This is a genomic window from Comamonas granuli NBRC 101663, assembly GCF_000739995.1.
Classification (GTDB): Bacteria; Pseudomonadota; Gammaproteobacteria; order Burkholderiales; family Burkholderiaceae_C; genus Simplicispira; species Simplicispira granuli.
On the sequence record NZ_BBJX01000014.1, the window covers coordinates 90,706 to 117,595 of the forward strand.

A 26,890-nucleotide genomic window follows, 5' to 3' on the forward strand; every position below is an offset into this window, starting at 1 on the left:
ACACCCCATGTTTGGCGCAGAAAAAGGAACGGGCGACCGGCTCGACGGCAAGAAGCTGCACATCGGCGTCGTGCAGGCGCGCTTCAACGAAAGCATCACCAACGCCCTGTGGGAGGCCTGCCGCACCGCCCTGCTGGACCTGGGCGTGCAGGACAAGCACATCCGCCACGTCCTCGTGCCCGGCGCCCTGGAAGTGCCCGTGGCGCTGCAGGCCCTGGCCGAGCAGGATGAATACGACGCCCTGATCGCGCTGGGCTGCATCATCCGCGGCGAGACCTACCACTTCGAGCTCGTGGCCAACGAGTCGGGTGCCGGCGTCTCGCGCGTGGCGCTGGACTACCACCTGCCCGTGGCCAACGCCATCCTGACGACGGAAAACCTGGAACAGGCCATTGCGCGCCAGACCGAGAAGGGGCGTGACGCCGCCCACGTCGCCGTGGAAATGGCCAACCTGCTGGACGCGCTGTCATGAGCACCACCCCGCCTCCCGCACAGCCCCGCGTCCCGGGCCGCACGCGCACGGGCGCGCGCAAGGCGTCGAGCAAGCCGGGGCGCACGCGCGCACGCGAGTTTGCGCTGCAGGGGCTGTACCAGCACCTGGTCGGGCGCAACGAGGCCGCGGCCATCGACCTGTTCACGCGCGACCTCTCGGGCTTTCACAAGGCCGACACCGCACACTACGACGCCCTGCTGCACGGCTGCATCGCCAGCGCCGCCGACCTGGACGGCCTGATCGCCCCGCTGCTGGACCGCCCGCTGGCCGAGATCTCGCCCATCGAGCACGCCGTCATGTGGATAGGCGCCTACGAATTCCAGCACTGCCTGGACGTGCCCTGGCGCGTGGTGCTCAACGAGTGCATCGAACTGGCCAAGGAGTTTGGCGGCACCGATGGGCACAAGTACGTCAACGGGGTGCTCGGCGGCCTGGCGCCGCGCCTGCGCGCCGCCGAAGTAGCCGCAGACGCCCAGGACACGGGCAGGAAGCCCGCACCATGAAGCTCTCCACGCGCGCCCAGCGCATCGAACCCTTTTACGTGATGGAAGTGGCCAAGGCCGCGCAGGCCCTGGCACGCGAGGTGGCCGGCACGCGCGCGCCCATGATCTTCCTCAACATCGGCGAGCCCGACTTCACCGCGCCGCCGCTCGTGCAGGAGGCCGCCGAGCGCGCCATCCGCGCAGGCCATACGCAGTACACCAATGCCCTGGGCCTGGAGGCCCTGCGCGAGCGCATCAGCGCCTGGTACCAGCAGCGCTTTGGCGTGCAGGTGCCGGCGCGGCGCATCGTCGTGACGGCCGGGGCCTCGGCTGCGCTGCAGCTGGCCTGCCTGGCCCTGATCGACGCGGGCGACGAAATCCTCATGCCCGACCCCAGTTACCCCTGCAACCGGCACTTCGTGAGTGCGGCCGAGGGGCGCGCGGTGCTCATCCCCACCACCGCCGAGGAGCGCTTCCAGCTCAGCGGCGAGAAGGTGCGCGCGGCCTGGAACGAGCACACCCGCGGCGTGCTGCTGGCCTCGCCCTCCAACCCCACGGGCACCTCGATCGCGCCCGAGGAGCTCGCGCGCATCCATGCCGTGGTGCAGGAGCGCGGCGGCATCACGCTCATCGACGAGATCTACCTGGGCCTGTCCTACGAAGAGCATTTCGGCCACACGGCCCTGGCCATCGACGACCACATCATCAGCATCAACAGCTTCAGCAAGTACTTCAACATGACGGGCTGGCGCCTGGGCTGGATGGTGGTGCCGGAAAGCCTAGTGCCCGTGGTCGAGCGCCTGGCGCAAAACCTGTTCATCTGCGCCAGCACCGTCGCGCAGCACGCCGCCCTGGCCTGCTTCGAGCCCGAGAGCATTGCCGAATACGAACGCCGGCGCGCCGAGTTCAAGGCGCGGCGCGACTACTTCATCCCCGAACTGCAGCGCCTGGGCCTGGCCGTGCCGGTGATGCCCGACGGCGCCTTCTACGCCTGGGCCGACTGCAGCGCCGCCTGCGAACGCCTGGGCGTGAGCGGGAGCTGGGACTTCGCCTTCGAGCTCATGCGCCGGGCCCACCTGGCCATCACCCCCGGGCGCGACTTCGGCACCCACGACCCAGCACGCTACGTGCGCTTCTCCACGGCCAACTCCATGGCACAGTTGCAAGAGTCGGTGGCGCGGCTGCAAACCATACTGGGCTGAGATGGCATTCGAGCTGCCCATCCGCATCTACTGGGAGGACACCGATGCCGGCGGCATCGTGTTCTACGCCAACTACCTCAAGTTCTTCGAGCGCGCGCGCACCGAATGGCTGCGCTCCCACGGACTGTCGCAGCAGGCACTGCGGGAACAAACGGGCGGCATCTTTGTCGTAACCGAGGCACGCCTGCGCTACCTGCAGCCGGCACGCCTGGACGATCTCTTGCTTGTCACTGCCTGCCTGACCGAAAAGGGCCGCGCTTCCATGACCATCGCGCAGCAGGCGCTACGGCGCCCGGAGCACATGCCCTCTGCCGCCCCCACCCTGCTGAGCGAAGCGACGGTACGCATAGGCTTCGTCGATGCCGCCACCCTGCGCCCGGCGCGCATTCCCAACGACCTTCTGGAACTGCTTTCATGAATGACTCCAACCTGTCCATCCTGAACCTGGTGCTGCACGCCAGCTGGGTGGTACAGCTCGTCATGCTGCTGCTGCTGTGCGTCTCGGTCGCCAGTTGGGCCGCCATCTTCCGCAAGCTGTTCGCCTTGAAGCGCGTGAAGACGCTCAACGACGAATTCGAGCGTGACTTCTGGTCCGGCACCAGCCTCAACGACCTGTACGCCAGCGCCGTGCAGAACGCCAAGAACGCCGGACCCATGGAGCGCATCTTCGCCAGCGGCATGCGCGAATACCAGAAGCTGCGCGAGCGCCGCATTGCCGACCCCGGCACCTTGCTCGACGGCGCGCGCCGCGCCATGCGTGCGAGCTTCCAGCGCGAGATGGACGTGGTCGAATCCCAGCTCTCCTTCCTCGGCTCGGTGGCCTCGGTCAGCCCCTACGTGGGCCTGTTCGGCACGGTGTGGGGCATCATGCACGCCTTCACGGGCTTTGCCGGCATGGAGCAGGTCACGCTGGCCACCGTGGCCCCGGGCATCGCCGAGGCCCTGGTGGCCACGGCCATCGGCCTGTTCGCGGCCATTCCCGCGGTGGTCGCCTACAACCGCTTTGCGCGCGACATCGACCGCGTGGCCATCCACCAGGAGACCTTCATCGAGGAGTTCTCCAACATCCTGCAGCGCAACCTGGGTGCCCACCCGGTGGCCACGCCCTCGGGGCACTGACGCACAAGGAAGCCGCGCATGCCCACCATGGCCCCCCGCGGCGCCGGACGGCGCCGCTCGATGAACGAGATCAACATGGTGCCCTTCATCGACGTGATGCTGGTGCTGCTCATCATCTTCATGGTGACGGCGCCCATGCTCACGCCCGGGGCCATCGATGTACCCAGCGTGGGCAAAAGCAGGAACCAGCCCAAGAGCTTCGCCACGGTGGTCGTCACCAAGGACGGCTCGCTGCGCTGGAAGACGCGCGACGCCGAGCGCAGCATGAACACGCGCGAGATCGGCGCGGCGGCACTGCAGTGGCAGCAGGCCCAACCGGGCGAGTCGGCCGTCATCATCGCCGCGGACAAGTCCGTGAGCTACGAAGCCGTGGTCAAGGCCATGGACGCGCTGCAAAGGGCCGGCGTGCAGCGCGTGGGCCTGTCCGTCAAGCAGGGCGGCTGAGCGCCGCCCACCCCGCCGCATGCACGCCCACGACGACCGCGACCAACTGGCCCCGCCCCACGCACCGGCGCGCGTGCGCGCCATCGTGCTGGCCGTGCTCGTGCATGCGCTGCTCATTGCCGCCCTGACCTGGGGCGTGAACTGGAAGACGGCCACCGACCAGCCCGCCGTGCAGGCCGAGCTCTGGGCCGCCGTGCCGCAGCAGGCCGCGCCGCGCGCCGAACCCGAGCCGCAGCCCGAGCCCACCCCCACGCCGCCGCCGCCGCCCCCGCAGCCCGTGCCCGCTCCCCCCCCACCGCCGCCGCCACCGCGCCAGGCCGAGCCCGACACGCGCGAGGCCGACCTGGCCATCGAGCGCGAGAAAAAGCGCATCGAGAAGGAAAAGAAAGAGAAGGAGCGCGCGCAGCAGTTGGAGCGCGACAAGCGCGAACGCGAACGCAAGGAAGAAGAGCGCCGCGCCCAGGAAAAGGAACGCCTGCAGAAGGAAAAGGAACGCCTGCAGAAGGAAAAGGAAAAGCAGCGCGAGAAGGAACGCCTGGAAAAGCTGGAAAAGCAGAAACAGCAGGCCGAAGACAAGAAGCGCCAGGAAGCCGAGGAAAAGCGCAAGCAGGAAGCCATCGACAAGGCCAACGCCAAGGCCGCCGAGGAGCGGCGCCAGGAGGCCCTGCGCCGCATGCAGGGCCTGGCCGGCGCCACCGGCGGCGCCAATGCCACAGGCACGGCCCAGCGCGACGCCGGCCCTTCGGGCAGCTACGGTGGCCGGGTGGCCGCCAAGGTCAAGCCCAATATCGTCTACCCCGACGCCGTGGCGGGCAACCCGCGCGCCGAGGTGGAGGTGCGCGCCGCACCCGACGGCACCATCACCGGCGTGCGCCTGACGCAATCGAGCGGCAACAAGGCCTGGGACGACGCCGTGCTGCGCGCCCTGCAGAAGACCGAAACCCTGCCGCGCGACGTGGACGGTCGCGTGCCCTCCTCGCTGGTCATCGGCTTTAGGCCCAAGGACTGAGAGGCCGACCCTTTCACCGCTGGGTGCTCCCGTGCCGCCGCGCACACGGCCCGGGGCCCTGGCAGACAATCACACACCATGACCCTCAAAAGCCCCGAACTGCTGCTGCCCGCCGGCTCACTGGAGAAAATGCGCGCCGCCTACGACTTCGGCGCCGACGCCGTATACGCCGGCCAGCCACGCTACTCCCTGCGCGCGCGCAACAACGAGTTCCGCCTGGAGCAGATCGCCCAGGGCATCAACGAGGCGCATGCGCGTGGCAAGAAGTTCTTCGTCACCAGCAACCTCATTGCGCACAACGACAAGGTGCGCACCTACCTGCGCGACATCGAGCCCGTGATCGCCTGCCAGCCCGACGCCTTCATCATGGCCGACCCCGGCCTGATCATGATGGTCAAGGAAAAGTGGCCCGAGACCGAAATCCACCTCTCGGTGCAGGCCAACACCACCAACTACGCCACGGTGAAGTTCTGGCAAAAGGCGGGCGTGTCGCGCATCATCCTCTCGCGCGAGCTGAGCCTGGACGAGATCGAGAAAATCCGCCAGGAATGCCCCGACATGGAGCTGGAGGTGTTCGTGCACGGCGCGCTGTGCATCGCCTACTCAGGCCGCTGCCTGCTCTCGGGCTACTTCAACCGACGCGACCCCAACCAGGGCACCTGCACCAACGCCTGCCGCTGGAACTACGCCACGCACGAGGCCGATGTGGACCCGAACACCGGCGAGGCCATGGCCGCACGCATGGAGGGCGGCTTCAACTTCAACCAGGCCCAGGAGGAAGGCAACACCGCCTTTGCCTCGTGCGGCGGCGGCGCGCGCCACCCGCTGGCCGACAAGGTCTATCTGCTGGAAGAGAAGGAACGCCCCGGCCAGCTCATGCCCATCATGGAAGACGAGCACGGCACCTACATCATGAACAGCAAGGACCTGCGCGCCGTCGAGCATGTGCAGCGCCTGGTGCAGATCGGCGTCGATTCGCTCAAGATCGAGGGGCGCACCAAGAGCCAGTACTACGTCTCGCGCACGGCGCAGATCTACCGCCGCGCCATCGACGACGCCGTGGCCGGCCGCCCGTTCAACCCCGAGCTCATCACCGAGCTCGAAGGCCTGTCCAACCGCGGCTACACGCCGGGCTTTCTGGAGCGGCGCCCGGCGAACGACTACCAGAACTACGAAACCGGCAGCTCCGAGGCGCGGCGCAGCCAGTTCGTGGGCGAGGTCAAGGCGGTGCAGGACGGCTGGGCCGAGGTGGAAACCAAGAACCGCTTCGACGTGGGCGACCGGCTGGAGATCATCCACCCCCAGGGCAACCGCGTGGTGCGGCTGGAGCGCATGCGGGGCCTGGACGGCGCCGAACTGCAATTCGCCTCGGGCAGCCCGCTGCGCGTGCGCATTCCGCTGGGCGGCCCGGCCGAGGGTGCGCTGATCGCCAAATTGCTCTAGTTTTTGTAGCTGCTTGCGCTTGCCAGATCAGGGCAAACTCAAGAAAACACTGAATAAATCTCAGAACGCAGGGGCACAGGCGGTGGCACAGGTCGGCGCCCGGCATGCGAGCCTGCGCGCCCTTGCACCCCCTGCCATGCAATAGGGCGGCCAAGCCGCCCTCCGTCCATGCCCGGTACGGCGCATGCCGCCGCTCAGGGCTGTCGGCTGGCGCGGCTCACATACAAAGCGATGGCGGCGATCTCGGCATCGCTGAGCCCCGCCCTGAACGAGGGCATGGAACCGATGCCGTCGCGCAGGGCACGGGTCACGCGCGCGGCGTCGGGCTGCAGCTCGTCGAACACCGGGCCGATGGCGCCTTCGGCGCCGGCGTCCTTGAGCGTGTGGCACAGGGCGCAAGCCGGCGTGGTCGTGGTGAACAGCTTCTTGCCCAGGGCCATCTGTGCGGCTTCGTCGGCCTGGGCGGGAACGGCCAGTGCGGCGGCGGCCAGAGCAGCGGTCTGGAGCAGGGTCTTCATCATGGAAAGGTCTCGTAAAAAAGGGACGTGAAAGCGCCAAGCCTGCGGGCGCATCCCGCAGGCTTGGTGGTGAAAAATCAGGACAGGACGGAGGCCGGGCTCAGGCCACGGTCACGGTCACGGCATGGTCGGCCCAACTGGTGTTGTTGTAGCCGCTCTGGTTCTCGCCGCGCGTCTCGGGCTGCACATTGCCCTGCGCGTCGGTGGCGCGGCTGGCCAGCACATGCGTGCCCTTGGGCAACTGGGCCTGCAGCACGAACTGGCGCCAGGCGTACTTGCCCATGTCCGGGCCCACGAGGCGCGCGGCCTTCCAGGTCTTGCCGCCGTCGATGGAGACCTCCACGCCCTTGACGGCGTGCATGCCGCCGAAGGCCACGCCGTGGATCTGCACCGCGCCGGCGGCCTGGGGGCCATCCTCGGGCAGGGGGCTGTTGATCCAGGACTTGACACTCATCTCCTGCACCGAAGGCTGGCTCGGGTCGCCCTTGCTGCCGGGCGGCGAGATGCGGTAGCCGTGCGACATGATCTTGGCGTCGCTCTCCTGCGCCGTGAAGGCCAACTGCTTGATGTACTTGATGTTGTTCACGCCGGTGTAGCCCGGCACGATCAGGCGCAGCGGGCCGCCGTGGGCCAGCGGGATAGGCTCGCCGTTCATCTCCCAGGCCAGCAGCGCGTCCTGCAGGGCCTCGGCAGGCACCGAGCGCTCGACGATCACGCTCTTGGGGTCGATACCGGGCGGCAGCACCTCGCCGCCCGTGCCGGTCATGTACTTCATGCCGTCGGCCACGCCGCCCAGGGCCTTGACCACGTCGCGCACGGGCACGCCGCTCCAGACCACGCAGCCCGCGGCGCCCACGGTCCAGGGCGTGCCGCTGGGCTTGCTCGGGAATAAGCCGCGCCCGTTGCCCGAGCATTGCAGCACCATGGTCACGGTCTCCAGGCCCAGGGTCTTGAGCTCGCGCACGCTGATGCGGCGCGGCTGCTTGACGCCCTCGATCTGCACTTCCCAGGCGTCGCGGTCGGCGACGATGGACTCGGGCGGCGAAGGCAGGTTGTTGCGCACGTACAGCTGGTCGGTGGGCGTGATCACGCTGGTGCCGAAGGCGCTGCGCTTGGTCTCGATGGTCGTGGAGCTGTGCACGATGACGGCATCGGCCTTCTTCCAGCCGGCGTAGCCGGGCAGGGGCTTGGCGGCCGGCGCGGCGGCCTGGGCCAGGGCGCTCTGGTGGAAGCTGGCCAGGCCGGCGGCGGCCAGGGCGCTGGCGCTGCCCGTGAGCAGGCGGCGGCGCGGCAGTGAATGGGGCGTGGTAGGCATGGGTGTCTCCTTGGTGGGCTTGTCAAAGGTTGAGGGAAAGTGTTGCTGGCGCGCTGCCAGCGGTTCAGCGCGGCGTCTCGCTGCCGACCAGAGCCTTGCTGGCCACGGCCAGGGCCTGCTTCTTCTGCGCCACGAGCACCAGCGGGCGGCCCTCGCGCGAGTGCACCACCTGCCAGTACATATTGGCCCACCAGCCGTGGTTGTCAGCCAGAGACAGGGGCTGCTCGAAGGCCAGCACGGTGACGATGCCGCCCTTCTCGAAGAAGGTGGTCAGGTGGTAGGCCTTGGTGCCGTCAATGTCGCAGGGGCGCATCAGCTGGGTGTAGCCCGGCAGGACCTTGCCGGGCTCCAGGTCCAGGTGGTGCGCGATCTCGGCCTCGGGCATGAAGCTGCCGCGCAGCGTGCGCTCGTAGTATTCGTGCTCGATCGCAGCGCGCACGATCTCGGGCGGGCGCATGGCGAACACCGCCGAGGCCGCCGAGCCGCTGACCAGCAGCGCGGCCAGCACGCGGCGCACGCCGCGCCGCGCATGCCAGGGCGTGTGGCGCAGCAAATGGGCCGGCGGCTCGCCAGGCTCGAAGGCCAGGGCCAATTCGGCGCGGGCACGCAGATCGAATGCCGTTTCCTGCGGGGTATCTTGGGGCGTCATTTCTGGGCTTTTCGCATGGGAATCACGCTGGCGGTGGCCGTTGGCGCGGGGCTGAGCGCCGCCTTGAGGGCCTCGCGCGCGCGCGCCAGGCGCGACAGCACCGTGCCGGGAGCGATATCCAGCGCCTCGGCCATCTGGGCCGTGGGCATGTCGTCGAAGTAGTACAGCACCAGCACTTCGCGGTGGATGGGCGCGATGCGGCCCAGGGCCTTGACCACGTCAAGCTGGTCGTCGAGTGCCGAAGGCGGGGCCACCGTGTCCGGAGCCTGCTCGGTATAGACCAGGGGCTGGTCAGGGACCAGATGGCGCAGCGCATGGCGGCGCATGATCTGGAACAGCCAGGCGCGCGCCAGGCGGGCATCGCGCAACTGGTTGCGGTAGCGCCAGGCGCTGGTGAAGCAGTCCTGCACCACGTCCTCGGCCAGCGCGCGCGAGCCCGTCAAGGCCCAGGCGCTGCGCAGCAGAAAACGGTAATGCTCGCGCACCCATTGGTTGTAGCGCGACTCGGCGGTTGGGATCATGTGGCTTAAGAGCATGGCCCCGCATCTTCCATTCCATGGCGCATCCTAGTGAAAACCCTAGGTATTGCGCCAAGGACTGGTGGGCGCGTGTCGCAGCGGTGCGGTATGGGCGCCGCGCTGGTGCGCTACAGAAACAACCCGCAATGCTCGGCGCTGCGGCAGCGTTCTCCTGCGGTATTGCGCCGCACGCAACAAAAACGGCCCCGAGGGGCCGTTCTTGTTCGTTCACCGAGCAGGTGCCACTCAGGCCGTGACGCCCTTGGCCACTTCGGCGTATTCCTCGATCTGGTCGAAGTTCATGTAGCGGTACACGCTGGCGGCATCCTTGTTGATGATGCCCATGGCCTCGTGGTACTCGGCCACCGTCGGGATCTTGCCCAGCTTGGAGCAGATGGCGGTCAGCTCGGCGCTGCCCAGGAACACGTTGGTGTTCTTGCCCAGGCGGTTGGGGAAGTTGCGCGTGGAGGTGGACATGACCGTGGCGCCCTCGTGCACCTGCGCCTGGTTGCCCATGCACAGCGAGCAGCCCGGCATTTCGGTGCGTGCACCGGCGTTGCCGAAGGCGGCGTAGTGGCCTTCCTTCATCAGTTCGCTCTGGTCCATCTTGGTGGGCGGAGCGACCCACAGCTTGACGGGGATGTCACGCTGGGTGCCCAGCAGCTTGGCGGCGGCGCGGAAGTGGCCGATGTTGGTCATGCACGAGCCGATGAAGGCCTCGTCGATCTTGGTGCCGGCCACTTCGGACAGGAACTTGGCGTCGTCGGGGTCGTTCGGGCAGCAGACGATGGGTTCCTTGATGTCGGCCAGGTCGATCTCGATCACGGCGGCGTATTCGGCGTCCTTGTCGGCTTCGAGCAGCTCGGGCTTGGCCAGCCAGGCTTCGACCTTCTCGATGCGGCGCTGCAGGGTCTTGGCGTCCTGATAGCCGTCGGCAATCATGTTCTTCATCAGCACGATGTTGGAGCGCAGGTACTCCTTGATCGGCTCGGGGTTGAGCTTGATCGTGCAGCCGGCGGCGGAGCGCTCGGCCGAGGCGTCGGACAGCTCGAACGCCTGCTCCACCTTCAGGTCGGGCAGACCTTCGATTTCCAGCACGCGGCCCGAGAAGATGTTCTTCTTGCCGGCCTTGGCCACGGTCAGCAGGCCCTGCTTGATGGCGTACAGGGGGATGGCATGCACCAGGTCACGCAGCGTGACGCCGGGCTGCATCTGGCCCTTGAAGCGCACCAGCACCGACTCGGGCATGTCCAGCGGCATCACGCCGGTGGCGGCGCCGAAGGCCACCAGGCCGGAGCCCGCGGGGAAGGAGATGCCGATGGGGAAGCGGGTGTGCGAGTCGCCGCCGGTGCCCACGGTGTCGGGCAGCAGCAGGCGGTTCAGCCAGGAGTGGATCACGCCGTCACCGGGGCGCAGGGCCACGCCGCCGCGGTTGGAGATGAAGGCGGGCAGCTCGCGGTGCATCTTGGCATCCACGGGCTTGGGATAGGCGGCGGTGTGGCAGAAGGACTGCATCACCAGGTCGGCGGAAAAGCCCAGGCAGGCCAGGTCCTTCAGCTCGTCGCGGGTCATGGGGCCGGTGGTGTCTTGCGAACCCACGGTGGTCATGCGCGGCTCGCAGTAGGTGCCCGGACGCACGCCCTGGCCTTCGGGCAGGCCGCAGGCACGGCCGACCATCTTCTGCGCCAGGGTGAAGCCCTTGCCGCTGTCCTTGGGTGCCTGGGGCAGGCGGAACACGGTGGATGCGCTCAAGCCCAGGAATTCGCGGGCCTTGGCGGTGAGGCTGCGGCCGATGATCAGGTTGATGCGGCCGCCGGCGCGCACTTCGTCCAGCAGCACCTGGCTCTTGAGCGCGAACTCGGCCACGGTCTCGCCGTTCTTCACGATCTTGCCGTCGTAGGGCAGCACGTCGATCACGTCACCCATTTCCAGCTTGGACACATCGACTTCGATGGGCAGAGAGCCGGAGTCTTCCTGCGTGTTGAAGAAGATGGGGGCAATCTTGCCGCCCAGGGTCACGCCGCCGAAACGCTTGTTCGGAACAAACGGGATGTCCTGGCCAGTGGCCCAGATCACGGAGTTGGTGGCGGACTTGCGGCTGGAGCCGGTGCCGACCACGTCACCCACGTAGGCCACGAGGTGGCCCTTCTTCTTGAGGTCTTCGATGAACTGGATGGGGCCGCGCTTGCCGTCTTCCTCGGGCTTGAAGGCAGCGTCCGGGCGCGTGTTCTTCAGCATCGCCAGGTAGTGCAGCGGAATGTCCGGGCGGCTCCAGGCGTCGGGCGCGGGCGACAGGTCGTCGGTATTGGTCTCACCGGGCACCTTGAACACCGTCACGGTGATCTTCTTCTCGACCTCGGGACGGCTGGTGAACCATTCGGCGTCGGCCCACGACTTCATCACTTCCTGGGCCTTGGCGTTGCCCGCCTTGGCCTTGGCGGCGACGTCGTTGAAGAAGTCGAACATCAGCAGCGTCTTCTTCAGCGCCTCGGCGGCCACGCCCGCCACGTCGGCGTCGTCGAGCAGCTCGATCAGCGGGTGCACGTTGTAGCCGCCCACCATGGTGCCCAGCAGCTCGGTGGCCTTGGCCTTGGAGATCAGGCCGACCGTGAGGTCCCCGTGCGCCACGGCCGCCAGGAAGCTGGCCTTGACCTTGGCGGCATCGTCCACACCCGGGGGCACGCGGTGCGTCAGCAGGTCGAGCAGGAACTGCTCCTCGCCTGCGGGCGGGTTCTTGATCAGCTCGATCAGCTCGGCCACCTGCTTGGCATCCAGGGGCAGCGGGGGGATGCCCAGGGCGGCGCGCTCGGCGGCGTGGTCACGGTAGGCTTTCAACATGTTTTGCTTTCTCCGGTTGGGTCGTGGTTGTATCGGGGAACCTCAGCGGCCCGCCCCGCGCGCCCGCTCACTTGGGCGGTGGTGCGTCGAGCAGGTTCTGGGGCGGGGCCTTTTTCTGGGCCTCGGCCACCGCCACCTGTTCGGGGCCTTTGCACTCATCGGCCAGGCGCTGGCCGCGCTTCTGGTCCATGAGCATGGATTTGTTGGCAATCTGCAGCCACACGGCGCCCGCCTTGTGGTCTTCGAGGCGCACGGCGCCGGTGCTGGTGGTCACGGGCGCCATATGGAACTTGAAGCCCTTGCCTTCGAGGTGGAAGTGGCCGGGCTCCTGGGCATCGGCCGCCACGCGCACCGAGGCGCCGAGCTCACAGGCCATCTCACCCACGTACACGCGCTTGGCGATGTCGAGCTCCTCGGGGCCAAGGCTCGCGCGAGCGGTCGCCGCACCAGTGGCCGCGGCGGCCGTAGCAGCCGCAGCCGTCGCCTGGGCCGGCGTGCGGCGGGCTGTGGGCGCGGCTTTGGCCACGACGGTCTTGTTCGCGGCCTGGGGCGTGGCGCCCTTGGCCGCCTTGGACTTCACCGCGGCCTTGGGTGCGGTCTTGGCGGGGGCGTTTTCCGCCAGCGCCAAGCCGGGCAGGAGGGCGAGCACGGCAGCGGTGGCAAGCAGGGGTTTGATCATGGCAGTCTCCTGGGTGGTCTTCAATGCCTGGATCATACAAACCAGTGCTGCACCGCGTCCGGCAATGACCGTCCCGTGCGCTGGGCACGTTCGAGCACCTGCCAGTAGTACCGGTAGCTGGCACGGTCGTGCAGCACGCCTTCGACGCTGATGGGCGCCCATTGCGCCTGGCAGGCCGCGGCGACGATGCGGGCCGCCTGGAGCACCGCATCCCCGCTTGGCGAGAACGCCTCCAGGATGGGACGGATCTGCCCCGGATGGATGCTCCACATGCGCGTATAGCCCAGCTCATCGGCAGCACGACGCGCCGCCGCCTGCAGGGCCTGCGGGTTACCGAACTCGGTGACCACGCAATGCGAGGGCACCTTGCCATGGGCATGGCAGGCCGAGGCGATCTCCAGCTTGGCGCGCAGCACCAGAGGGTGGGTGAACTGCCCGTGCACGCCCATGGCAGCATCGGGAATCGCCCCCCCATGGGCCGAGACGAAATCCATGAGCCCGAAGCTCAGGCTTTGCACCCGGGGATGGGCGGCGATGTCGAACGCGCGGTGGACTGCGGCCGGCGACTCGATCAGCGCGTGCAGGGGCAGGTGGGTGGCGCCTGCGGCATCCAGCGCCCGGACGGCGTGCTCGATAGCGTGCACCGACTCCACCTTGGGCAGCATGAGGTGGCACAGGCGCTGGCCTGCCCGGCCGGCGATGGTGGCCACGTCCTGGGCGAAGGCCGGATGCTCCACCGGGTGCACGCGGGCCGCCACGCGCGCCCCAGGCGCCGCCTCGTGCAGGGCCAGGTCGGCAACCAGGGCGGCGTGCTCGGCTTCGGCGCCCACGGGGGCGCCGTCCTCACAGTCCAGCGTCACGTCGAACACGCAGGCGCCGAACTCCTGCATCATCTCGGCCTGCAGTTGCAGGCTCTTGCGCATGCGCGCGGGCGCGCCGCTGTAGTGGTCACAGACCGGCAGCAGGCCTGCGGTCGCCTGGGCACCCAGCAGGACATCGCGCGGATGGAGGATGGCCCCCGCGCTTGTCGCTGCGTGTACGGCGCTGCCCCCCATGGGGGCCTGCGCACCTCGGGGCGTCCCGGCGTCGCTCATGGCGGCTGCTTACAGCAGGTGCTTGACGCCGTCCTTCTCGCCTTCGAGCTCGGCCAGGGTCTTGTTGATGCACTCTTGGCTGAAGGCGTCGATCGGCAGGCCTTCGACGATCTTGTACTCGCCGCCCTCGCAGGTGACGGGGTAGCCGAACATGACTTCCTTGGGAATGCCGTATTCGCCGTTGGACGGGATGCCCATGGTGACCCACTTGCCGTTGGTGCCCAGGGCCCAGTCACGCATGTGGTCGATGGCGGCGTTGGCGGCCGAGGCGGCCGACGACAGGCCGCGGGCAGCGATGATGGCGGCGCCGCGCTTGCCCACGGTAGGCAGGAACACGTTGGCGTTCCAGTCGTGGTCGTTGATGGTGTCCTTGACGGACTTGCCGTTCACGGTGGCAAAACGGTAGTCGGCGTACATGGTGGGCGAGTGGTTGCCCCACACGGCCAGCTTCTCGATGTCGCCCACGGCGCAGCCGATCTTGGCGGCGATCTGCGAGGCGGCGCGGTTATGGTCCAGGCGCAGCATGGCGGTGAAGTTCTTGGCCGGCAGGTCGGGGGCCGACTTCATGGCGATGTAGGCATTGGTGTTGGCGGGGTTGCCGACCACCAGCACCTTGACGTTGCGCGAAGCCACGGCGTTCAGGGCCTTGCCCTGGGCGGTGAAGATCTGGGCATTGGCGGCCAGCAGGTCGGCGCGCTCCATGCCGGGGCCGCGGGGACGGGCGCCGACCAGCAGGGCGTAGTCCGTGTCTTTGAAGGCGGTCATGGGGTCGCTGTGGGCCTCGATGCCGGCCAGCAGCGGGAAGGCGCAGTCTTCCAGTTCCATGATCACGCCCTTGAGCGCGTTCTGGGCTTTCTCGTCCGGGATCTCGAGCAATTGCAGGATGACGGGTTGGTCCTTGCCCAGCATTTCGCCCGAGGCGATGCGGAACAGAAGGGCGTAGCCAATTTGACCTGCGGCGCCGGTGACGGCCACGCGGACGGGCTTTTTGCTCATGGTGGGAACTCCAGAAAGTGAGGAAACAGGTGAAGAGAGAGCGGAGAGCGGTGGCCACCTGCGCCTGTTACCAGCAGCATGCGCGCGCCGCAAACAGGGGAGGATTGTAGCTTTGCTGGCTGCTGCGCGTCAATTTGTCTTATGTCTTATATAAGATATGATCGACCCCGTAGAGCACACGACCATGTCCTCCCTGTCCCCACCCCCCGCCGACCCCACGCCCGCGCCGCAGCCGCCCCAGGCCGGCATGGGCGCGCCGGCCTTCAGCCCGCTGTACCAGCAGATCAAGGGCCTGATCCTGCAAAGCCTGCAGGCGGGCGAGTGGAAACCGGGCGAGGCCATCCCCAGCGAGATGGAGCTGGCCGCGCGCTTTCGCGTGAGCCAGGGCACGGTGCGCAAGGCCATCGACGAGCTGGCGGCCGAGAACCTGGTGACGCGCCGCCAGGGCAAGGGCACCTTCGTGGCCACGCACGCCGAGCGCCATGTGCAGTACCGCTTCCTCAAGCTCATGCCCGACACCGGCGACGCCAGCATCGAGGGGCCGGCACAGCGCCACATCATCGAATGCAAGCGCGTGCGCGCCAGCGCCGACGTGGCGCGCGCCCTGGGGCTGCGCAGCGGCGACGCCGTGGTCCAGGTGCGCCGCATCCTGCTGTTCGCCGGTGTCCCTACCATCCTGGAGGACATCTGGCTGCCGGGCCAGGCCTTCAAGGGCCTGACGGCAGCCCAGATGGCGAACTACCCCGGGCCGACCTATGCCATGTTCGAGCTGGATTTCGGCGTGCGCATGGTGCGCGCGCAAGAGCGCATCCGCGCCGTGCTGCCCACCCCCGAGCAGGCGGACCTGCTGCGCGTGCCGCCCACCATGCCGCTGCTGAGCGTGGAGCGTGTGGCCTACACGTACAACGATGTTCCGATGGAGTTACGGCGCGGCATCTACCGCACGGACACCCACCATTACCACAACGATTTGAACTGACATCCAGCTTGCATCTGGCCCCGATGTGGAAAAAAACACAAAATGCGGTCTGCATCAAACCCTGCATGCTGCATTGCAATAGAATTTTGTGTCCTTGCGTGCACAGAATTACAAGGCAGTTACACCCACGAAAGCTCTAGCCATGACCGACGTCGCCAAAAAAAGACCTGAATTCCGCAACATCAACATCTTCTCCGACGTCCGGACCTACCGCCTGCCCCTGGCGGGGGTCGTCTCCATCCTGCACCGTGTGAGCGGCATGCTGCTGTTCCTGTTGCTGCCTTTCATCATCTGGCTGTTCGACAAGTCGGTGTCGTCCGAGATCTCGTTCGGCAAGTTCAGCGCCGCCTTCACGGCGGGGCTGTGGATCTTCCCGGCCTGGTTCGTCAAGCTCGTCGTGCTGGCGCTCATCTGGGCCTACCTGCACCACCTGTTCGCCGGTGCGCGCCACCTCTGGCTGGACGTGGATCACCACGCCATCACCAAGGAGACCGGCCGCCGCTCGGCCGTCGTGGTGCTGGTGGCCAGCGTCGGCCTGACCCTGGTCCTCGGCGCCAAGCTGTTCGGCCTGTACTGATTTTTCCAAGACACAAGGAGCGATTTCCATGGCTGATACCTACGGCTACAAGCGCACGGTGGTCGGCGCCCACTACGGCTGGCGCGACTTTCTGGTGCAACGCATCACTGCCCTGCTGATGGGGGTGTTCACCCTGCTGGTGCTGGTGCAGTTGCTGCTCGTCAAGGGCCCCATAGGCTACGACGCCTGGGCGGGCATTTTTGCGCCCCAGTGGATGAAGGCCCTGACCTTTTCCGTCATCGTGGCGCTGGCCTGGCATGCGTGGATCGGCATTTGCAGCATCTGGTACGACTACGCCAAGCCGGCAGGCCTGCGCCTCGTGCTCCAGGCGCTGGCAGCCGTCTGGCTGGTGAGTTGTGGTGGCTGGGCCGTGCAGGTGCTCTGGCGCCTGTGATCGACCATCCTTCTCCATTCCGAACGAAACGTACTCCCTCCCCACGACCATGAGTTACACCCAAAAAGACATTGCCGTTCGCAAATTCGACGTCGTCATCGTCGGGGCCGGCGGCTCCGGCATGCGCGCCTCGCTCGAACTCTCGCGCGCCGGCCTGAACGTGGCCTGCCTCTCCAAGGTCTTCCCCACCCGCTCGCACACCGTGGCCGCGCAGGGCGGCGTGTCCGCCTCGCTGGGCAACATGTCCGAAGACAACTGGCACTATCACTTCTACGACACCATCAAGGGCTCGGACTGGCTCGGCGACCAGGACGCCATCGAGTTCATGTGCCGCGAGGCGCCCAACGTGGTGATCGAGCTGGAACACTTCGGCATGCCGTTCGACCGCAACCCCGACGGCACCATCTACCAGCGCCCCTTCGGCGGCCACACCGCCAACTATGGCGAAAAGCCCGTGCAGCGCGCCTGCGCCGCCGCCGACCGCACCGGCCATGCCATGCTGCACACGCTGTACCAGCAGAACGTCAAGTCCAAGACCAACTTCTTCGTCGAGTGGATGGCGCTGGACCTGATCCGCAACACGCGCGGCGACGTGGTGGGCGTGACCGCCATTGAGCTCGAGACCGGCGACCTGTACGAGCTGCACGCCAAGGCCGTGCTGCTGGCCACCGGCGGTGCGGGCCGCATCTTCGCGGCCTCGACCAATGCCTTCATCAATACCGGTGACGGCCTGGGCATGGCCGCGCGCGCAGGCATTCCGCTACAGGACATGGAGTTCTGGCAGTTCCACCCCACCGGCGTGGCCGGCGCGGGCGTGCTGCTGACCGAAGGCTGCCGCGGCGAAGGCGCCATCCTGCTCAACAGCAACGGCGAGCGCTTCATGGAGCGCTACGCGCCCACTCTGAAGGACCTGGCGCCGCGCGACTTCGTCTCGCGCTCCATGGACCAGGAAATCAAGGAAGGCCGCGGCTGCGGTCCGAACAAGGACTACATCCTGATGAAGCTGGACCACCTGGGCGCCGACACCATCAGGAAGCGCCTGCCCTCGGTGGAAGAGATCGGCCACAACTTCGCCAACGTGGACATCACCAAGGAGCCCATCCCCGTGGTGCCCACCATCCACTACCAGATGGGCGGCATCCCGACCAACATCAACGGCCAGGTCGTGGTGTGGGACGGCGAGAAGAACAACGTGGTCAACGGCCTCTACGCCGTGGGCGAATGCTCCTGCGTGTCGGTGCATGGCGCCAACCGCCTGGGCACGAACTCGCTGCTGGACCTGCTGGTGTTCGGCAAGTCGGCGGGCAAGCACATCGTGCAGTTCGTCTCCGGCTATGGCGACTTCCAGACCGTGCCGGCCGACGGCGCCGACCGCACCCTGGCGCGCCTGAACCAGCTCGACGGCTCCAAGGACGGCATCTACGCCCAGGATCTGGCCAACGACATCCGCCAGACCATGCAGCAGCATGCGGGCGTGTTCCGCACGCAAAAGACCATGGACGAAGGCGTGGAGAAGATCAACGCCATCCGCGAGCGCGTCGCTTCGATCGCGCTCAAGGACAAGTCCAAGGTCTGGAACACGGCGCGCATGGAAGCCCTGGAAGTGGACAACCTCATCGAGGCGGCGCAGGCCACGATGACCTCGGCCGCCGCCCGCCACGAGTGCCGCGGCGCCCATACCGTGTACGACTACGAGCACCCGGCCGACCACCCGGAGTGCCCGCTGGGCCGCAACGACAAGGAATGGATGAAGCACACGCTGTGGGACAGCGAGACCAACAGCCTGCGCTACAAGCCCGTGAACCTCAAGCCGCTGACGGTGGACAGCATCCCCCCGAAGGTCCGCACGTTCTAACCCCGCAGCCGCCCACGAAAGAACACTCCCATGAAACGCACTTTCAAGATCTACCGCTACGACCCGGACAAGGACGCCAAGCCCTACATGCAGACCGTGGAGCTAGAGCTCGACGGCCACGAGCGCATGCTGCTGGACGCGCTGGTCAAGCTCAAGGCGGTGGACCCTTCGCTGTCGTTCCGCCGCTCCTGCCGCGAAGGCGTGTGCGGCTCGGACGCCATGAACATCAACGGCAAGAACGGCCTGGCCTGCCTGACGAACATGAACAGCCTGCAGGGCGACGTGGTCCTCAAGCCCCTGCCCGGCCTGCCGGTGATCCGCGACCTGATCGTGGACATGACGCAGTTCTTCCAGCAGTACCACTCGATCAAGCCCTACCTCGTGAACGACGAGCCGGTGTCGCCCTCCAAGGAGCGCCTGCAGTCGCCCGAGGAGCGTGAGGAGCTCAACGGCCTGTACGAGTGCATTCTGTGCGCAAGCTGCTCCACCGCCTGCCCCAGCTTCTGGTGGAATCCCGACAAGTTCGTCGGCCCGGCCGGCCTGCTGCAGGCCTACCGCTTCATTGCCGACAGCCGCGACCAGGCCACGGGCGAGCGCCTCGACAACCTCGAGGATCCCTACCGCCTGTTCCGCTGCCACACCATCATGAACTGCGTGGACGTGTGCCCCAAGGGGCTCAAGCCCGCTGCCGCCATCAGCAAGATCAAGGAGCTGATGGTGCGCCGCGCCATCTGAGCCTGCCATGACCGCAGAAGCCCTGCTCGACGAACGCGAAGTGGCCGTGCTGCGCTGGCGCTGCCGCCGTGGCCTCGTGGAGAACGACCTGTTCATCGAGCGCTTCTTCCAGGCCCACGGCGCGCACCTGAGCGCCGCCCAGGCACGCGGCCTCACGGCCCTGATGGACTTGCCCGACAACGACCTGCTCGACCTGCTGCTGCGGCGCAAGGAGCCCTCCGGCGACCTGGCCACCGGCGAAGTGCAGGCCGTGCTGGAACAAATGCGCGCCCGCGCCTGAGCCCCCTTCCCGTCCCCTTACCGCCCACTATTTCCAAGGAAACTGAAATGAAACTGGCAGACAACAAAGCGACGCTATCGTTCAGCAACGGCAGCCCGAGCGTGGAGCTTCCCGTGTACCAGGGCAGCATCGGCCCGGACGTGATCGATATCCGCAAGCTGTATGCCCAGACCGGCATGTTCACCTACGACCCGGGCTTCCTGTCCACGGCGTCGTGCCAATCGGCCATCACCTACATCGACGGCGACAAGGGCGAGCTGCTGTACCGCGGCTACCCCATCGAGCAGCTCGCCACGAAGTGCGACTACCTCGACACCTGCTACCTGCTGCTCAACGGCGAACTGCCCAACGAGTCCCAGCGCGACGACTTCCACAAGCTGGTGCTCAAGCACACCATGGTGCACGAGCAGATGCAGTTCTTCCTGCGCGGTTTCCGGCGCGACGCCCACCCCATGGCCGTGCTTACCGGCCTGATCGGCGCGCTCTCGGCCTTCTACCATGACAGCACGGACATCAACAACCCCGAGCACCGCCACATCGCCGCGATCCGCCTGATCTCCAAGATGCCCACGCTCGTGGCCATGGCCTACAAGTACGGCAAGGGCGAGCCCTACATGTACCCGCGCAACGACCTGTCCTACGCCGGTAACTTCCTGCGCATGATGTTCGGCACGCCCTGCGAGGACTACCAGGTCAACCCCGTGATCGAGCGCGCGATGGACCGCATCTTCATCCTGCACGCCGACCACGAGCAGAACGCCTCCACCTCCACCGTGCGCCTGTGCGGCTCCTCGGGCACCAACCCGTTCGCCGCCATCGCCGCGGGCGTGGCCTGCCTGTGGGGCCCGGCCCACGGCGGCGCCAACGAGGCCTGCCTGAACATGCTGGAGGACATCCAGGCCATGGGCGGCGTGGCCAAGGTCGGCGAGTTCATGGAAAAGGTCAAGGACAAGAACTCCGGCGTGCGCCTGATGGGTTTTGGCCACCGCGTGTACAAGAACTACGACCCGCGTGCCAAGCTCATGCAGGAAACCTGCAACGAAGTGCTGCAGGAGCTGGGCCTGGAGAAGGACCCGCTGTTCGCCCTGGCCAAGAAGCTCGAGCAGATCGCCCTGGAGGACGACTACTTCGTGCAGCGCAAGCTCTACCCGAACGTGGACTTCTACTCCGGCATCGTGCAGCGCGCCATCGGCATTCCGGTGAACCTGTTCACGGGCATCTTCGCCCTGGCCCGCACCGTGGGCTGGATTGCCCAGCTCAACGAGATGATCAGCGACCCCGAGTACAAGATCGGCCGCCCGCGCCAGCTCTTCACGGGCTCGCCGCGCCGCGACGTCTGACGCCGCGCGCGCCCACGCCTGCCGCTGCGCCTGGCGCGGCGGGGGCCGCCAACCCGCCAGTGTGCTGGCGGGTTTTTTTCTTGCGCAGCCCCAAAGCGCCCCTGCCTGCTGCGCCAGACGCGCATTGCACTACAGTTGACCCTGCACTCCCGGAGGTAGCCCATGTCAAGCAAAAAGCCCCAGATCGTTCTTTCTACGCTGGATTTCGACCGCATCGACGCCCTGCTGGCGGCCGTGCCGGCCAGCGCCTTCCCGGGCAAGGCGGATTTGCAGGCCGAGCTCAACCGGGCCGACGTGGTGGCGCCCGAGGAAATTCCACCTACCGTGGTCACCATGAACTCCACGGTGCAATTCACCATCCGCGAGACCGGCAAGGAGTTCTGCCTGACCCTGGTCTACCCGCGCGACATGGATGGCAGCGCTGACCGCGTATCGATTTTTGCCCCCGTGGGCAGCGCCCTGCTGGGCCTGTCGGTCGGCGACGAACTCGCCTGGCCCGGCCCCGGAGGCACGATGATGACCGTGCAAGTGAAAAAAATCATCTATCAGCCCGAGAGTTCCGGCGAACTGCACCGCTGACGCCCTCTTCGGGCGACAATGGAACTCCTATGCCCGAGCGCCATTTGCCCGACCCTTTGCAGACCCAGGCTTTCGACCCCCACTCCACCAGCGCCTTCCAGCGGCGCATGGAGCGGGCGCCGGAATGGTTCTGCTCGTTTCTGGCGGGCAACAGCCGGGAAAAGGACCGCCTGCACAAGGAAATGGCCATCATGCGCGGCTCCATCGTCTGGCTGGTGCGGCAAAAGCGCCTGGGCCACTGGAGCAGCGAGGACCGTACGCACTGGCGCCAGGTCATGCGCTCGGCCTCGTCCGTGAGCCCCTACCTGATCATCTGGGTGGTGCCGGGCTCCATGCTGTTGCTGCCCTTTCTGGCCTGGTTCATCGACAGCAAGCGCCGAAAGCGGCGCACGGCCCTGCACCCCGGCAGCGGGCATTGAGGCGCCGCGCTGCGCCCCGCGGTGGGCGCCCTCCGCTCACAGAAAGGCCGATGCCTTGAAGGCCAGCAGGCCCATGCCCAGCATGCCCGCCTGCCAGCGCAGCGCCTGCGTCCAGGAGGGCGTGCGCCGCTCCACCCGCAGATACAGCACGCGCCCGGCGGCGAGCGCGAGCACAAAGGCCAGCACCATGCCCAGGGCGTTGGCCACGCTGTCTTCGGGCCAGAGATGGGCAAACACCGCGTTGACCACCAGGCACACGGAAAAGTGCACGAGGAAGACGGAATACGACATCTGCCCCACCCGCTGCAGCTCCCCGGCCAGCCGGCCCCTGGGCCAGGCCGGGGCACGGCGCAGCAGCACGGCCAGGGCCAGGGCCGTGAGCGCCGCCACGGCGATGCGGCTGCGGAAATCCAGCGCCAGCGCCGCGCCCGCGAGCAGCGCCATGGCGGCCAGGCCCCAGCCGGGCTGGCGCGCGCGAACCGTCCAGCGGGCCAGCATGCCCAGGCCGTAAGCACCGAAGAAGTAAATGCCCCAGACATCCAGGGTGGGCTGGCGGTTGAAGTACAGCAGCGAGGCGGCCACGCCCGCCGCCACCAGCGCCCATGCCAAGCGCGCCTGCGCCGCGGCGGGCAGGCCGGTGCGGCGCACGGCCGCCAGCAGCGCCGCGGCGAGCACGAAGAGCTGGAAGTCGATGGCGACATACCACACGCCGGCCGACAAGGCCTCCTCGCCCACCACATCCTGGAGCAGCAGCGCATGGGCCAGCAGTTGCGGCCATTCGGGCACGCCCGGCACGCTGGGATGGTCCAGCCAGGGGCGCACCAGCGCGGCGGCGACCAGCGCCACGGCCAGCGCCGCCGCATAGGGGATGGCCAGCCGCACGAAACGCCGCCCGGCCAGGGCCCGCACGCTGTCGAAGCGGGCATGGCCTTCGGGCGCCAGGCTGCCGGCCGCCAGAAAGCCCCCCAGCACCAGAAAGACCTGCACCGCCAGCCGCCCATGATCGTACAGCCAGGCCATGAGGCCGGGGAAGAGCGGCAGGGCCGCGTCCGACATGGGCCCGTAGAAGGCCAGGTGGTGCCAGACGATGGCGATGCAGGCGGCGCCCTTGAGGGTGTCGATCAGGGGGTTGCGCGAGGCCGGGGGATGCATGCTGACGGGGGAATGCCGCGTGCCGCCCGCAGAGCGCGGGCAGTGCCAGAATGTTGGGGGAGTTTTGTGATTCTAACGGCCGCCCGGCATGCGCTACGCGCTACCAAACAAATAGCACCTATCGTGCGATGGTCATCCCGGACCGGCCGGGCGGCTGCGCCCGGCGGCAGCCAGGTCCTGCAGCCACTGGCCGATGGCGCGCTGGTCCGTCATGGTGCGCACCTGCTGGTAGGCCGCCTCGGCCTCGGGAAAACGCCGGCGCAGCAGGTTGAGCCACTGCTTGAGCCGGCCGGCGCGCTGGTGCGGGCCCAGGCCCTCGCACACCAGGCGCCAGAAGTCGCCCAGGTGCGGCAGCAGGTCGGCCCACTGCACCGTATCGCTGCCGGGCCGGCCGGCATCGAGCGCGCGCAGGGCGCGCGCCAGCCCGGGGTCGGCCACGATGCCGCGCCCCAGCATCAGCGCCTGGCAGCCCGAAACCGCGCGGCAGCGCTGCGCGTCCTCCACCGTCCAGATCTCGCCGTTGGCCACCACCGGCACCGCCACCGCCGCGCGGATGGCCGGAATCTGCTCCCAGTACGCGGGCGGCCGGTAGCCGTCCGCCTTGGTGCGCGCATGCACCACGATCTCGCACGCACCGCCCGCCTCCATGGCCTGGGCGCATGCGCGCGCCAGGCTGGCGTCGTCGTAACCCAGGCGCATCTTGGCCGACACCGGCAGGTGGGCGGGCACGGCGCGGCGCACCGCACCCACCACGGCGGCAATGCGCTCGGGCTCGCGCAGCAGGGCCGCGCCGCCGCCATGGCGGTTCACTACCTTGGCCGGACAGCCGAAGTTCAGGTCGATGCCCTCGGGCCCGAGCGCGGCCAGGCGCGCCGCATTCTCGGCCATGCACACCGGGTCGGAGCCCAGCAGTTGCGCGCGCACCGGCACACCGGCGAGCGTGCGCCCGCCCGTGAGCAGCTCCGGCACATAGCGCAGGAACACCTTGTCGGGCAGCAGCGTGCCGGTGACGCGGATGAACTCCGAAACGCACCGGTCCACGCCGCCCACCCGGGTCAGCACGTCGCGCAGCACAAAGTCGAGAAGGCCCTCCATGGGGGCCAGGAGCAGGGTCATGGGGAATGTTCCGAGCGCGGGGACAAGGGCGGGCCTGAGAATGTGCAATAAAAACAGCGCCCAGCCCCATAGAAACAAGCGCCACCAGCTACTATTTCAGGAGCAAATACTCAGCCAGCACGTTCGGTATTTTGGCTGATTGGCCTGCCTGCGGGGGGCTGTGGGGTTGCCTGGCAACGGTCAATGCATCGGCTGGCCCATCCTTTTGCTCGCCCTGGATATCCCGTAGTTCACGAGACAGTAAAGCGCAGCGACAACGAGATACACGGGCACCAGCGCGTGGTAGTTGGCGATGATCACCTTGGCGTTCTGCATGAGCTCGCCGTAGGTGACGACGTAGCCGAAGGTGGTGTCCTTGACCACGATGACCAGTTGCGCGACCAGCGCCGGGACAATGTAGCGAATGGCCTGGGGGAAGACGACGATGAAGAAGACCTGGGCTTCGGTCATCCCCAGGCTGCGCGCAGCATCTGTCTGGCCTCGGGGAACCGCGAGCACGCCCGCGCGGTACACCTCGGCCACCACGGCGGCGGTGCTCAGGCCGACGGGCAAGGTCAACATCCAGTAGGTGCTCAGCTTGATCCCGGCCTGCGGCAGCACCAGAAAACACACATAGATCAGCAGCAGCGTCGGCGTGCCACGCAGGAACTCGATGACCGCGATGCTCGGCCAGCGCACCAGCCGCGCCCGCGCCAGGCGCCCCTGCAATAGCATCAGCCCGAAGACCAGTGCGATGACGGCGGCCATCGCCGCCGATGCCAGCGTGCCCAGCAGGCCTTTGGCCAGGAAGGCCCAGGTCGTCTGCCAGGCGAAGAACTCCCAGAATCGGGCCTCGAACTGCCCTGCGGTATGAAAGCGCAACCCGATACCCGCAGCCAGCAGGAGCAGCACGGCCGCGGCGATCACGCTCACCACCCGGGTGACGGTCTGGGCCCGCGGGCTTGGCGCGCCAAACAGAATGTCTTCCAAAGGGCGGCTCATCGCAGCATCCGCACTTTCTTTTCCACGGTGGCACCCGCCCAAGCGATGAGCAGCCCGGTTGCCACGTACATCGCGGCAGCCACCGCGAACGCGGCCATGCCGGCGGCGGAGTCGTTGGCGATCTTGGATACGAGCGCGGTAAGCTCCCGGCCTGGAATCGGTACCTGCGAGGCCAAGGAGGTCGACAGCATCAGCGCGATGAGCAGCGATGTCATCGGCTGCACCACCGAGCGCAGCGCCTGCGGCAATACCACTGCAGAGATGATCTGCATTGGCCGCATGCCCAGGCTGAGTGCGGCTTCCATCTGGCTGCCGCCGATGGTGTTGATGCCCGCGCGAAGGTAGTCCGCAGTGAACGCGGAGCAGACCAGCGTCAACGTCAGGATCACGCTGGGCTCATAGTCGATCAGGACATGGAGATCGGGCAACGCGAACACGATGAAGATCAACAGCGCCACGCTGGGAATGTTGCGGAAGATCTCGACGTAGACGGTCAGGACGAAGCGCAGCGGCGGCAGTGGGAAGAGCCGAAGCACCGCCACAACCATGCCCAGCAAGAAGCCGGGCACGAACGACATGGCGGTGAGCTTCCATGTCAGTAAAAGGGCCTGCCCGAAGGCAGGCCCGTAGTCGGCCAGGAGCTTGGAAACCTCGCCCATTCGTTATGGCAGAGCGGGCGGTGTCGGAACGGCAGTGCTGCCGGTGCGCTGTCCGATGGAGATGGTCCAAAGCTTGGCCCAGGTACCGTCGGCTTCCACCTTCTTCAGGAAGGTATTGATGAAGGCCACGCCGTCCGAACCCTTGGGCAGTCCGACGCCGTAGGGGTCTTGTGCACCAAAGGGCGCGCCCGCCAGCTTCGCGTCGCCGGTTCCGAGGCTCAGGGCATTGAGCAGCAGCGTGTGGTCGGTAACGTAGGCGTCCACGCGCCCCTGGCGCAGAGCGTCAAGGGCTTCCTGGTGCGTCTGGAACTCCTGTACGACTGCCTTGGGCGCGTACTGCGCCAGGATCGCGGGCCCCGTGGAGCCCGCCTGCGTGGCGACCTTCTTGCCGGCCAGATCGTTGTACGACTGGATCGTCTTGTTGTTCGCCTTGACCAGCACCCCGGCCTGCGAGGTGTAGTAGGGGCCGGCGAACGAGATCTTCTCGGCGCGGGCAGGGGTGATGGAGTAGGTGGCGAACACCATGTCCACCTGGTCGTTGATGAGTACCTGTTCGCGTGTGGACGAGGTCACCTGCGTGAACTGGTACTTGCCGCCATCGCCCAGGATGTAGCGCGTGAGGAGCTGGGCCAGACCTGCATCGAAGCCGCGGATCTTGCCGTCTTTCTCGTTGAGCAGCGAAAAGAGGTTCGAAGTTTGCGTGCCGCCCAGACGCAGGGTGCCGGCCTGCTTGATCTTGCTGGCCCAGGTGCTCGATGCGATGGTCGCAGCGTCGGCGACGGGGCCCTGCGCGATCAGCGCGTCAAACGCCGCTGCATTGATGGGCGCGCCCTGTGCGAAAAGCGGCCCACCGGTCACGATCGCCAGTGCCGCTACGGAGGATTTCACGATGGATGGGATAGACATGCATTCCTCTTGGATGGTGTGTGATGCAAATGAATATATAGAGTTTTATATAGCAATTTGGTATATGCAGGTATCTGCATACTGATTGTCTGACCCGTCCACCGTTATGCACGTGATGC

At 67.3% G+C, this 26,890-nt stretch carries 30 protein-coding genes; 17 read left to right on the forward strand and 13 right to left on the reverse strand.

Annotated features, from left to right (window positions below):
* Positions 1 to 7 precede the first annotated feature (7 nt).
* The 8 genes from ribH to trhP all read left to right on the forward strand — a co-directional run bounded on the left by ribH (position 8) and on the right by trhP (position 6,192).
* The gene (gene ribH, locus CGR01S_RS14055) at positions 8 to 472 is read left to right on the forward strand and encodes a 6,7-dimethyl-8-ribityllumazine synthase (protein WP_042428479.1); all 465 of its coding nucleotides are present in this window, start codon (positions 8 to 10) and stop codon (positions 470 to 472) included.
* Positions 469 to 996 carry a transcription antitermination factor NusB gene (gene nusB / locus CGR01S_RS14060; protein ID WP_042428482.1) on the forward strand — a complete coding sequence of 176 codons (528 nt, stop codon included), beginning with the start codon at positions 469 to 471 and terminating at the stop codon, positions 994 to 996. The genes ribH and nusB overlap by 4 nt, the downstream gene beginning before the upstream one ends.
* Positions 993 to 2,177 (forward strand): pyridoxal phosphate-dependent aminotransferase, encoded by a 1,185-nt coding sequence (locus tag CGR01S_RS14065; protein ID WP_042428484.1) that lies wholly within the window; start codon positions 993 to 995, stop codon positions 2,175 to 2,177. The genes nusB and CGR01S_RS14065 overlap by 4 nt, the downstream gene beginning before the upstream one ends.
* A 1-nt stretch (position 2,178) precedes the next feature.
* Positions 2,179 to 2,595 (forward strand): tol-pal system-associated acyl-CoA thioesterase, encoded by a 417-nt coding sequence (gene ybgC, locus CGR01S_RS14070; protein WP_042428487.1) that lies wholly within the window; start codon positions 2,179 to 2,181, stop codon positions 2,593 to 2,595.
* Positions 2,592 to 3,296 carry a protein TolQ gene (gene tolQ, locus CGR01S_RS14075; protein ID WP_042428489.1) on the forward strand — a complete coding sequence of 235 codons (705 nt, stop codon included), beginning with the start codon at positions 2,592 to 2,594 and terminating at the stop codon, positions 3,294 to 3,296. Before ybgC ends, tolQ begins: the two co-directional genes overlap by 4 nt.
* An 18-nt stretch (positions 3,297 to 3,314) precedes the next feature.
* Positions 3,315 to 3,740, forward strand: a complete 426-nt coding sequence (locus CGR01S_RS14080) for an ExbD/TolR family protein (protein WP_042428491.1) — start codon at positions 3,315 to 3,317, stop codon at positions 3,738 to 3,740.
* Positions 3,741 to 3,759: 19 nt separating this feature from the next.
* On the forward strand, positions 3,760 to 4,749 hold the full coding sequence (gene tolA / locus CGR01S_RS14085; RefSeq protein ID WP_042428494.1) for a cell envelope integrity protein TolA: 990 nt from the start codon (positions 3,760 to 3,762) through the stop codon (positions 4,747 to 4,749).
* Between the two features lie 78 nt (positions 4,750 to 4,827).
* A complete protein-coding gene (gene trhP / locus CGR01S_RS14090; RefSeq protein ID WP_042428497.1) occupies positions 4,828 to 6,192 on the forward strand; it encodes a prephenate-dependent tRNA uridine(34) hydroxylase TrhP in 1,365 nt (454 codons plus the stop codon).
* A 194-nt stretch (positions 6,193 to 6,386) separates the two neighbouring features.
* On the opposite strand, the gene sorU is transcribed toward trhP, so the two are convergent.
* The 8 genes from sorU to CGR01S_RS14130 form a co-directional block, all read right to left on the reverse strand.
* Positions 6,387 to 6,713 carry a SorU family sulfite dehydrogenase c-type cytochrome subunit gene (gene sorU / locus CGR01S_RS14095; protein WP_042428501.1) on the reverse strand — a complete coding sequence of 109 codons (327 nt, stop codon included), beginning with the start codon at positions 6,711 to 6,713 and terminating at the stop codon, positions 6,387 to 6,389.
* Positions 6,714 to 6,810: 97 nt separating this feature from the next.
* Positions 6,811 to 8,025 carry a SorT family sulfite dehydrogenase catalytic subunit gene (gene sorT / locus CGR01S_RS14100; RefSeq protein WP_042428504.1) on the reverse strand — a complete coding sequence of 405 codons (1,215 nt, stop codon included), beginning with the start codon at positions 8,023 to 8,025 and terminating at the stop codon, positions 6,811 to 6,813.
* 64 nt (positions 8,026 to 8,089) lie between these two features.
* A complete protein-coding gene (locus CGR01S_RS14105) occupies positions 8,090 to 8,674 on the reverse strand; it encodes a hypothetical protein (RefSeq protein ID WP_042428506.1) in 585 nt (194 codons plus the stop codon).
* On the reverse strand, positions 8,671 to 9,195 hold the full coding sequence (locus CGR01S_RS14110; protein ID WP_042428509.1) for an RNA polymerase sigma factor: 525 nt from the start codon (positions 9,193 to 9,195) through the stop codon (positions 8,671 to 8,673). The genes CGR01S_RS14105 and CGR01S_RS14110 overlap by 4 nt, the downstream gene beginning before the upstream one ends.
* 243 nt (positions 9,196 to 9,438) lie before the next feature.
* Positions 9,439 to 12,030: a bifunctional aconitate hydratase 2/2-methylisocitrate dehydratase gene (acnB, locus tag CGR01S_RS14115; RefSeq protein ID WP_042428512.1), complete on the reverse strand. Its 2,592-nt coding sequence runs from the start codon at positions 12,028 to 12,030 to the stop codon at positions 9,439 to 9,441.
* Between the two features lie 67 nt (positions 12,031 to 12,097).
* The gene (locus CGR01S_RS14120; RefSeq protein WP_042428590.1) at positions 12,098 to 12,706 is read right to left on the reverse strand and encodes a hypothetical protein; all 609 of its coding nucleotides are present in this window, start codon (positions 12,704 to 12,706) and stop codon (positions 12,098 to 12,100) included.
* A 35-nt stretch (positions 12,707 to 12,741) separates the two neighbouring features.
* On the reverse strand, positions 12,742 to 13,764 hold the full coding sequence (locus CGR01S_RS14125) for an HpcH/HpaI aldolase/citrate lyase family protein (RefSeq protein ID WP_042428593.1): 1,023 nt from the start codon (positions 13,762 to 13,764) through the stop codon (positions 12,742 to 12,744).
* 48 nt (positions 13,765 to 13,812) lie between these two features.
* Positions 13,813 to 14,799, reverse strand: a complete 987-nt coding sequence (locus tag CGR01S_RS14130) for a malate dehydrogenase (protein ID WP_042428515.1) — start codon at positions 14,797 to 14,799, stop codon at positions 13,813 to 13,815.
* A gap of 184 nt (positions 14,800 to 14,983) precedes the next feature.
* Here CGR01S_RS14130 and CGR01S_RS14135 point away from each other — a divergent pair, with 184 nt between their 5' ends.
* The 9 genes from CGR01S_RS14135 (at position 14,984) to CGR01S_RS14175 (ending at position 21,957) form a co-directional block, all read left to right on the forward strand.
* Positions 14,984 to 15,778 carry a GntR family transcriptional regulator gene (locus tag CGR01S_RS14135; protein ID WP_042428596.1) on the forward strand — a complete coding sequence of 265 codons (795 nt, stop codon included), beginning with the start codon at positions 14,984 to 14,986 and terminating at the stop codon, positions 15,776 to 15,778.
* 142 nt (positions 15,779 to 15,920) lie between these two features.
* A complete protein-coding gene (sdhC, locus tag CGR01S_RS14140; RefSeq protein WP_042428519.1) occupies positions 15,921 to 16,355 on the forward strand; it encodes a succinate dehydrogenase, cytochrome b556 subunit in 435 nt (144 codons plus the stop codon).
* A gap of 28 nt (positions 16,356 to 16,383) precedes the next feature.
* A complete protein-coding gene (sdhD, locus tag CGR01S_RS14145; protein WP_042428523.1) occupies positions 16,384 to 16,749 on the forward strand; it encodes a succinate dehydrogenase, hydrophobic membrane anchor protein in 366 nt (121 codons plus the stop codon).
* Positions 16,750 to 16,798: 49 nt separating this feature from the next.
* On the forward strand, positions 16,799 to 18,604 hold the full coding sequence (sdhA, locus tag CGR01S_RS14150) for a succinate dehydrogenase flavoprotein subunit (RefSeq protein WP_042428524.1): 1,806 nt from the start codon (positions 16,799 to 16,801) through the stop codon (positions 18,602 to 18,604).
* 30 nt (positions 18,605 to 18,634) lie between these two features.
* Positions 18,635 to 19,339 carry a succinate dehydrogenase iron-sulfur subunit gene (locus tag CGR01S_RS14155; protein WP_042428527.1) on the forward strand — a complete coding sequence of 235 codons (705 nt, stop codon included), beginning with the start codon at positions 18,635 to 18,637 and terminating at the stop codon, positions 19,337 to 19,339.
* Between the two features lie 7 nt (positions 19,340 to 19,346).
* Positions 19,347 to 19,619 (forward strand): FAD assembly factor SdhE, encoded by a 273-nt coding sequence (locus CGR01S_RS14160; RefSeq protein ID WP_042428529.1) that lies wholly within the window; start codon positions 19,347 to 19,349, stop codon positions 19,617 to 19,619.
* Between the two features lie 47 nt (positions 19,620 to 19,666).
* Positions 19,667 to 20,959 (forward strand): citrate synthase, encoded by a 1,293-nt coding sequence (gltA, locus tag CGR01S_RS14165; RefSeq protein WP_042428534.1) that lies wholly within the window; start codon positions 19,667 to 19,669, stop codon positions 20,957 to 20,959.
* Positions 20,960 to 21,121: 162 nt separating this feature from the next.
* Positions 21,122 to 21,538: a nucleoside diphosphate kinase regulator gene (rnk, locus tag CGR01S_RS14170; protein ID WP_042428537.1), complete on the forward strand. Its 417-nt coding sequence runs from the start codon at positions 21,122 to 21,124 to the stop codon at positions 21,536 to 21,538.
* A gap of 29 nt (positions 21,539 to 21,567) precedes the next feature.
* On the forward strand, positions 21,568 to 21,957 hold the full coding sequence (locus CGR01S_RS14175) for a hypothetical protein (protein ID WP_042428539.1): 390 nt from the start codon (positions 21,568 to 21,570) through the stop codon (positions 21,955 to 21,957).
* 36 nt (positions 21,958 to 21,993) lie between these two features.
* Here the strand turns inward: CGR01S_RS14175 and CGR01S_RS14180 are convergent, their stop codons facing one another.
* The 5 genes from CGR01S_RS14180 to CGR01S_RS14200 all read right to left on the reverse strand — a co-directional run bounded on the left by CGR01S_RS14180 (position 21,994) and on the right by CGR01S_RS14200 (position 26,771).
* Positions 21,994 to 23,109, reverse strand: coding sequence for an acyltransferase family protein (locus CGR01S_RS14180; RefSeq protein WP_042428542.1), 1,116 nt, complete (start codon positions 23,107 to 23,109; stop codon positions 21,994 to 21,996).
* A 132-nt stretch (positions 23,110 to 23,241) separates the two neighbouring features.
* A complete protein-coding gene (locus CGR01S_RS14185; protein ID WP_042428545.1) occupies positions 23,242 to 24,225 on the reverse strand; it encodes a tRNA dihydrouridine synthase in 984 nt (327 codons plus the stop codon).
* Between the two features lie 180 nt (positions 24,226 to 24,405).
* The gene (locus tag CGR01S_RS14190; protein WP_042428548.1) at positions 24,406 to 25,206 is read right to left on the reverse strand and encodes an amino acid ABC transporter permease; all 801 of its coding nucleotides are present in this window, start codon (positions 25,204 to 25,206) and stop codon (positions 24,406 to 24,408) included.
* Positions 25,203 to 25,865 (reverse strand): amino acid ABC transporter permease, encoded by a 663-nt coding sequence (locus CGR01S_RS14195; RefSeq protein WP_042428550.1) that lies wholly within the window; start codon positions 25,863 to 25,865, stop codon positions 25,203 to 25,205. The genes CGR01S_RS14190 and CGR01S_RS14195 overlap by 4 nt, the downstream gene beginning before the upstream one ends.
* Positions 25,866 to 25,868: 3 nt before the next feature.
* Complete coding sequence (locus CGR01S_RS14200) at positions 25,869 to 26,771, reverse strand: glutamate ABC transporter substrate-binding protein (protein ID WP_042428553.1); 903 nt, start codon at positions 26,769 to 26,771, stop codon at positions 25,869 to 25,871.
* Between the last annotated feature and the right edge of the window lie 119 nt (positions 26,772 to 26,890).